Annotated in this window: 5 protein-coding genes and 2 pseudogenes; 3 read left to right on the forward strand and 4 right to left on the reverse strand. The window is 63.1% G+C overall.

The annotated features are described in order from the left end of the window. Nucleotides 1-450 precede the first annotated feature (450 nt). The 3 genes and pseudogenes from BFP96_RS21675 to BFP96_RS31855 all read left to right on the forward strand — a co-directional run. Nucleotides 451-690, forward strand: coding sequence for a DUF6124 family protein (locus BFP96_RS21675; RefSeq protein ID WP_065891785.1), 240 nt, complete (start codon nucleotides 451-453; stop codon nucleotides 688-690). Between the two features lie 150 nt (nucleotides 691-840). Next, nucleotides 841-969 (forward strand): annotated as a pseudogene (locus BFP96_RS31850) (DUF6124 family protein); the annotation flags it as partial. Between the two features lie 150 nt (nucleotides 970-1,119). Beyond that, nucleotides 1,120-1,248 (forward strand): annotated as a pseudogene (locus tag BFP96_RS31855) (DUF6124 family protein); the annotation flags it as partial. Nucleotides 1,249-1,787: 539 nt separating this feature from the next. On the opposite strand, the gene glsB reads toward BFP96_RS31855, so the two are convergent. From glsB to BFP96_RS21705, 4 genes are all read right to left on the reverse strand, one after another. Next, entirely contained in the window at nucleotides 1,788-2,696 is a 909-nt protein-coding gene (gene glsB, locus BFP96_RS21690; protein WP_065891786.1) for a glutaminase B, read from the reverse strand. A gap of 375 nt (nucleotides 2,697-3,071) precedes the next feature. Next, nucleotides 3,072-5,591, reverse strand: a complete 2,520-nt coding sequence (uvrA, locus tag BFP96_RS21695) for an excinuclease ABC subunit UvrA (protein WP_065936985.1) — start codon at nucleotides 5,589-5,591, stop codon at nucleotides 3,072-3,074. Next, nucleotides 5,588-7,300, reverse strand: coding sequence for an ATP-binding protein (locus tag BFP96_RS21700; protein ID WP_065936986.1), 1,713 nt, complete (start codon nucleotides 7,298-7,300; stop codon nucleotides 5,588-5,590). The genes uvrA and BFP96_RS21700 overlap by 4 nt, the downstream gene beginning before the upstream one ends. Nucleotides 7,301-7,400: 100 nt before the next feature. Then, a partial coding sequence (locus BFP96_RS21705) for an OB-fold nucleic acid binding domain-containing protein (RefSeq protein WP_256549181.1) occupies nucleotides 7,401-7,848 on the reverse strand: 448 nt, incomplete at its 5' end.

A 7,848-nucleotide genomic window follows, 5' to 3' on the forward strand; every position in this document is an offset into this window, starting at 1 on the left:
GTGTCAGTCAATACATCTGTTGACTGTGACACCGCAATCGGGGGCAAGCCCCCTCCCACATTGGATAATGCCGTCCTGATCCGCCTCGTAATGGCGCTGGCTGACACACCGCATCGGGAGCAAGCCCCCTCCCACAGGATGGTGCCCACTCAGATATATCCCACAACCGTTTCAGGTTGTCCCTCGGAACTTCGCTGGCTAACCTCCTCGCCGTCGCTGCCAATTCAGCGACCGGATTTGACCGTCCGACCTTGTTAACGAACTGCTACGCCCTGCACCTATCCCAGGCGTTTTTTTTGTGCCTGAGGTATCGTGTCGCGGCAGTTGTGCGCGGGATACCTTCGGGTATGCCGGGTTCGTTGACAACCGGTCGGTCAACCCGCGTACAGCTGCCACCTTCTTCGTTTGACCGCGAACGCTGGCGGCTCCACTTGTCAACGGAATTTCACCATGATTAAAGACACCCCCAATCCCCCAGAACAACTCTTTACCGTACGCCCCGACCTGGGCACGGAAACCTTGCTGGTCAACGCCTCCCAGGACCTGGCATCCATCACCGACATCGCCACCCACCTCGCTTTCGAAATCGACGGAACTCATCGCAATGTTGCGCTGGGCATCTGCCGGATGCTTGAAGGCGTGCAACTGCTGGTGGACAAGGTGCTGGATGAGGCCTGCCCAGCCACGTAAATCTGGAGCGTATAAATCCCCCAAAACACTGAAGATCCAAATGTGGGAGGGGGCTTGCCCCCGATGGCGGTGGGTCAGCGACAACAGCGCTGGCTGACACACCGCATCGGGAGCAAGCCCCCTCCCACAGGATCGCGCCCACTCAGATATATCGCCACCCACCTCGCTTTCGACATTGACGGAGCCCATCGCAATGTTGCGCTGGGCATCTGCCGGATGCTTGAAGGCGTGCAGCTAATGGTGGACAAGGTGCTGGATGAGGCCTGCCCAGCCACGTAAATCTGGAGCGTATAAATCCCCCAAAACACTGGAGATCCAACTGTGGGAGGGGGCTTGCCCCCGATGGCGGTGGGTCAGCGACAACAGCGCTGGCTGACACACCGCATCGGGGGCAAGCCCCCTCCCACAGGATCGCGCCCACTCAGATATATCGCCACCCACCTCGCTTTCGAAATCGACGGAACCCATCGCAATGTTGCGCAGGGCATCTGCCGGATGCTTGAAGGCGTGCAACTAATGGTGGATAAGGTGCTGGATGAGGCCTGCCCAGCCACGTAAATCTGGAGCGTATAAAATCCGCCAAAACACTGAAGATCCAACTGTGGGAGGGGGCTTGCCCCCGATGGCGGTGGGTCAGCGACAACAGCGCTGGCTGACGTACCGCATCGGGGGCAAGCCCCCTCCCACATTTGGATCGCGGATCGACACAAAATACCGGTCGGCTCTAAGGCCGCCGCGCTTTTGCTCTTGATCTCAGGCGCCCCGTTAAACCACGCTGGCCGAACGCAGGCTTGAATCCGTGGGTAACCCGGCAGGACGCCGGGTTAGCCGCCCCGCGCCATGGATGGCGCGTGGCGGCGGCCCACGGATTCAAGCCGGAGAGAGGGCACACCGAGCCTAAGCGAGGTGCCGAGTGGTGGGGCAAGAGCGTTTTGCTTACTTTTGCGCTTTTCAAAAGTGAGCCGCTGTAAAAGCGGAACCTATATCAGCCGTTACCGCAGAAACGGATATGTACTCAATCCAACCCAGCATCCTGGTCGGCCCCGAGGCCGCCATCGGGGGCAAGCCCCCTCCCACAGTTTGGTCTGGTGACAGGCTCAGAACACCGACCACCCAATCCGCTCACTCAACAACTCCAACGCCTTGATCCCCGCCAGCGAGTTCCCCGCCGCGTTCAACTCCGGCGACCACACGCACACGGTAAACTGCCCCGGCACCACCGCGACAATCCCGCCGCCTACCCCGCTCTTGCCCGGTAACCCTACGCGATAAGCAAAGTTGCCCGCCTCGTCATACAGCCCGCTGGTGGCCATGATCGAGTTGACTTGTTTGGTCTGGCGCGCGGTCAGGATCTGCTCGCCACTGTGCGCGCTCACGCCTTCGTTGGCCAGGAAGCTGAACGCCCGGGCCAGGTCCAGGCAGCTCATCTGCAAGGCGCAGTAGTTGAAGTAACTGTGCAGCACCGCGTCCACATCGTTATGGAAGTTACCGAAGGCTTTCATCAGGTAGGCCATGGCCGCATTACGCGCACCATGCCGGGCTTCGGATTCGGCAACCACGCTATCGACCAGGATCTGCGGATTGCCCGACAGCCGCCGCACAAAATCGCGCATCGACAGGATCGGCACGGCGAAACGCGACTGGTTGATGTCGCAGATCACCAGCGCGCCGGCGTTGATAAAAGGATTGCGCGGTCGGCCGCGTTCGAATTCCAGTTGCACCATGGAGTTGAACGGTTGCCCCGACGGTTCATGGCCCAGGCGCTCCCAGATACTTTCGCCGCCGTGGTCGATGGCCTGCACCAGGCTGAACACCTTGGAAATGCTCTGCACCGAAAACAGCGTATCGGCATCGCCCGCGCAATAGGCCGCGCCGTCGTTGCCGTATACCGCGATGCCAAGCTGGTTGGCGGATACGTCGGCCAGGGCGGGAATGTAATCGGCGACTTTGCCGAGGCCGATCAGAGGCCGCACTTCGTCAAGGATCGACTCCAGCAGCGCCTGCATGTCTTGTCCTGTCATCTTCTCTGGATCAGTGGTGAACGAGGCGCGCAGGATACTTCACTGGGCACGAAAGCCCCACACAATCTCCACCATCCGCCCGGCGACCACCACACAGATTTGGATCAGCACCACACGATGCGAAGCGAGCCGCTCTTGATCTGCTTTTGATCTCAGGCGCCCCGTTAAACCACGCTGGCCGAACGCAGGCTTGAATCCGTGGGTAACCCGGCAGGGCGCCGGGTTAGCCGCACTGGGCCAGTGTACTCAGTCTGATCCAACATCCTGGCCAGCCCAGAGGCCGCCATCGGGGGCAAGCCCCCTCCCACATTTGTCTGCATTTCAACATTGGGAAGGGGCGACCCTCCCACATTGAGCCGACTAGACAAGTTCGCGCGCCAGGAATGGCGCCGTGCGGCTGTCCTTGCTGCCGGCGACGGCCTGCGGCGTACCACTGGCAACCACCTTCCCGCCCGCATTGCCGGCGCCGGGGCCGATATCGATCACCCAGTCGCTCTGCGCCACCACGCGCATTTCATGCTCGACCACCACCACCGTATGCCCCGCTTCCACCAATTGATTGAGCTGGCTGAGCAAGCGGTCGACATCCCTGGGATGCAGCCCGGTGGTCGGTTCGTCCAGCACGTACAAGGTGGCGCCCCGCGCCGTGCGTTGCAGCTCGGTGGCCAGCTTGATGCGCTGCGCTTCACCGCCCGACAACTCGGTGGCCGGCTGGCCCAGGCGCAGATAGCCCAGGCCGATATCGCGCAGCACCTGCAGGGCGCGCAATACGCCGGGCTGTTCGGCAAACACCTCGACTGCTTCCTCCACAGTCAGGCCCAGCACTTGGGCGATGCTCAAGCCTTGCCATTTGACCGCCAGGGTCTCGGGGTTGTAACGCGCCCCGTGGCAGGTCGGGCATGGCGCATACACGCTGGGCATGAACAACAACTCGACGCTGACAAACCCCTCGCCTTCGCAATTCGGGCATCGGCCTTTGGCGACGTTGAAGGAAAATTGCCCCGCGTCGTAGCCGCGCTTCTTCGCCGCCGGCGTGGCGGCGAACAATTTGCGCACGTTGTCGAACAGCCCGGTATAGGTCGCAAGATTGGAGCGCGGCGTACGGCCGATAGGTTTCTGGTCCACCTGCACCAGACGCCGGATCTGCTCCAGCCCGGCGCTGATGCGCCCTTCGCTGGCGATAGGCGCAGCGTCTTCCAGGCTGGGCTCGTCGGTGCTTTCCAGCACGCGCCCGAGGCCGCTGCTGACCAGTTCCAGCAGCGCCTGGCTGACCAGGCTGGATTTGCCCGAACCGGAAATCCCGGTCACCGCCGTAAAGCAACCCAGCGGGAAATCCACGGCAAGGTTCTTCAGGTTGTTGCGCGTCACCCCTTGCAGCTTCAGCCAGCCGCTGGGTTCCCGCCGCGTGGGATTCAAGGCCCGCGGCTCGGCAAACAGGTAGTCACGGGTCTGCGACGCGGCGACATCCGCCAACCCCGCAGGTGGGCCGCTGTACAGGACTTGCCCGCCGTGCTCGCCGGCGGCCGGGCCGACATCGATCAACCAGTCGGCGCGGCGCATGGTTTCCAGGTCATGCTCCACTACAAACAGCGAATTGCCGGCCGCTTTCAAACGCGCCAGCGCGCTGAACAAGGCTTCGCCGTCCGCCGGATGCAGGCCCGCCGAGGGCTCGTCCAGCACGTAGATCACTCCGAACAATTGCGAGCCCAGTTGCGTGGCCAGGCGCAAACGCTGCAACTCCCCGGACGACAGCGTCGGCGTGCTGCGCTCCAGGGACAGATAGCCCAGGCCCAGCTCGATCAAGGTCGTGACCCGTTCGAGCAGATCCTCGGCGATGCGCTGGGCAGCCAGGCGCTTTTCCACCGACAGCTTCATCTTGTCCTGCCCCGCCGCCACCGGCCGCAGCAGCTCGGCCAGGCGGGTCAGGGACAGTTGCGACAGCTCTCCGATATCCACCCCGGCAAACTTCACCGACAACGCCGCCCGGGTCAGCCGCTTGCCCTCGCACAACGGGCAGGCACTGCCTTGCATGAACTGCGACACACGCTTTTTCATCAGCGCGCTTTGGGTCTGGGCGAAAGTGTGCAGGATGTAGCGCCGCGCGCCGCTGAAGGTGCCCTGGTAACTGGGCTCCAGCTTGCGCTTCAAGGCATCGCGGGTCTGCGCCGGGGTGAAGCCGGCGTACACCGGTACGGTGGGGGTTTCTTCGGTGAACAGGATCCAGTCGCGCTGTTTTTTCGGCAGGTCGCGCCACGGGATATCCACGTCGTAACCCAGGGTCACGAGAATGTCCCGCAGGTTCTGGCCCTGCCATGCCAGCGGCCAGGCCGCCACCGCGCGCTGGCGGATGGTCAGGGACGGGTCGGGCACCATCAGCGCTTCGGTCACTTCATACACGCGGCCCAGGCCATGGCATTGCGGGCACGCGCCCTGGGGCAGGTTCGGCGAAAAGTCCTCGGCGTACAGCATCGCCTGCCCCGGCGGGTAACGGCCGGCGCGGGAATACAGCATGCGGATCAGGCTCGACAAGGTGGTCACGCTGCCCACCGAGGACCGCGCACTCGGTGTGCCACGCTGCTGTTGCAGGGCCACGGCGGGCGGCAAGCCTTCGATACTGTCGACATCCGGCACGCCGACCTGGTCGATCAGGCGTCGCGCATAAGGCGCCACCGATTCGAAATAGCGGCGCTGGGCCTCGGCATACACGGTGGAAAACGCCAGGGACGACTTGCCGGAACCGGACACACCGGTAAACACCACCAGGGCATCGCGGGGAATATCCACGTCGACGTTACGCAAGTTGTGTTCGCGAGCGCCGCGCACCCGCACGAAGCCAGTGTGCTGGACGGTCGATGGAGGAGTGTTGTGCTGTGAAGTCATGAACAACCTTGTCTGGCGGTGAGAACGCTGCGTACCCGTTGCGTCAGGGCGTCGGGACTGTAGGGTTTGCTCAACAGATTAATGTCGGCGCTCAGCAGATGATTGGAGGAAAGAATGTCGCGGGTGTGGCCGGAGGTGAACAGCACCGGAATCGGCGGCACCTGCTCACGCGCCCAGTTGGCCAGGTCGATGCTCTTGATGCGGCCGGGCATCACCACATCGGTAAAGATCAGTTCCGGTTGCAGGCCGGACTGCAGTTTGGCCATGGCCTGATCGCCGTCTTCGGCGGTCAGCACGGTGTAGCCCGACTGTTTGAGCAGCTCCACCACGGTCAGGCGCACGCCTTCGTTGTCCTCCACCACCAGAATGGTTTCCTGGCCGGTGCAAGGGCTCTCCAGGCCAATGTCCGGTTCGGCATGTTCCGGTTCCAGGCTGCGCGGGAAATACATCTGCACCACCGAGCCTTTGTTCTCTTCGCTCCAGATGTCGACATGCCCCCCGCTTTGGCGGACAAAACCAAACACCATGCTCAGCCCCAGGCCCGTGCCCTGCCCTTCGCGCTTGGTGGTGAAAAACGGTTCGAACGCACGCTTGAGTACCGTCGACGGCATGCCCACGCCGGTGTCGGTGACCGCCAGGCGCACATACTCGCCGGGCTTGATGCTTTTGCCCGCGCATTCGGCCGGGTTGAGAATGATGTTTTCGCCGGTGATACGAATCACGCCCTCGCCTTGCATGGCATCGCGGGCATTGATCGCCAGGTTGAGCAGCGCGTTTTCCAGCTGATTGCGGTCGACGTTGATGCACCAGGAATCCTGCGGCAACTGCACGTCGATATGGATGGTTTCACCCAGCGCGCGTTGCAGCAGCTCACCGAGGCCGGCATAGATACGTTGCGGGTTGTACACCGCCGGCGACAGGGGCTGACGCCGCGCAAACGCCAGCAGTTGCGAGGACAAGGTGGCCCCGCGCTCCACGGCGGCAATCGCGGCTGAGACGCGCCGCTGCACTTGCGCGTTGTCCGGTTCATGGCGGGCCAGCAGGTGCAGGTTGCCGGCGATCACTTGCAGCAGGTTGTTGAAGTCGTGGGCCACGCCGCCGGTCAGGCCGCCAATCGCTTCCAGCTTCTGCGACTGGCGCAGCTGCTCCTCGGCGGCGGAACGCGCCTGCACTTCGGCCGCTACGCGCTGCTCCAGATTATGGGTCAGCTCCTGGCGCACCCGCTCGGACTTGACCAGTTCAGTGGTCTCGACCACGATCGCCAGCACCCCGGCCGGTTGCTGGTCATCCCCGGCCACCGGGCTGTAGTAGAGGTCCAGCCACAAGGTTTCCGGCCTGCCATGGCGCGACAACACCAGCTCCTTGTTGTTGAACGACAGGGTGCCACCGGCCAGGCAGGTGTCCACCACATGCCGGTTGAACTCGGCCACTTCCGGCCAGCCCAGCTCCACCGGCGTGCCCAGCAGGTACGGATGACGACCGCCGGCGAACACCGAGTAGCTGTCGTTGTAGATCATGTAACCGGCGCGCCCCCATAGCATCACCATCGGCACGGGCGAGGCGAGCATCATCTGCACGGTGCAGGCCAGGCTGGTGGACCAGCGATCGATCGGGCCGAGGTCGGTGCCTGACCAGTCAAACGCGCGGATTCGCTGGGCCATTTCACCGGCCCAGCCTTCACAGCCGTGGGAGTTGGATAAAAATTGCATGATCGGGCTCTGGGCAATGACGAGGCTGTTGCAACTTTTGGAGCGCGGCGGCGGTAGATGGTTTCATCTTGTCGAACTTGAGCTGAATAAACCACTGGCCTCAGTGAAAATCCCGGCTGCGCACCACCATGCCATCGAGCAGCGGCGACAAGTCGGTCAGGCGCCCGGCGATCAAATGCCGCACCTCACCCACCGCCTCCCAGCGCCCGTCCACCTTGAGCAGTCGCGAGCCGACCAGGGCCTTGCGCTGACGTTCGGCCAGGTCGCGCCAGACCACCACATTGAGGTTGCCGAACTCATCTTCCAGGGTGACAAAGGTCACACCGCTGGCGGTACCGGGACGCTGGCGCCCGGTGACCAGCCCGGCCACGCTCACATTGCGCCCATGCTCCACGCTCAGCAGTTCCTGGGAACTGCGGCAGCGGCGCTTGCGCAGTTCCGCGCGCAGCAGCGTCAAAGGGTGCGGCCCCAGGGTGGTGCCGAGCGTGGCGTAATCGGCGTGCAAGTCCTCGCTCACCGTGGGTTGAGGCAATGCCACATCGGCTTCA

This window comes from Pseudomonas sp. 34 E 7 (assembly GCF_900005715.1).
Lineage (GTDB): Bacteria > Pseudomonadota > Gammaproteobacteria > Pseudomonadales > Pseudomonadaceae > Aquipseudomonas > Aquipseudomonas orientalis_A.

Excerpts from the sequence above, each read along its gene's own strand:
- BFP96_RS21675 (WP_065891785.1), top strand. The coding sequence starts at position 451 with ATGATTAAAGACACCCCCAATCCCCCAGAACAACTCTTTACCGTACGC.
- BFP96_RS21700 (WP_065936986.1), bottom strand. The coding sequence starts at position 7,300 with ATGCAATTTTTATCCAACTCCCACGGCTGTGAAGGCTGGGCCGGTGAA.
- glsB (WP_065891786.1), bottom strand. The coding sequence starts at position 2,696 with ATGCAGGCGCTGCTGGAGTCGATCCTTGACGAAGTGCGGCCTCTGATC.
- uvrA (WP_065936985.1), bottom strand. The coding sequence starts at position 5,591 with ATGACTTCACAGCACAACACTCCTCCATCGACCGTCCAGCACACTGGC.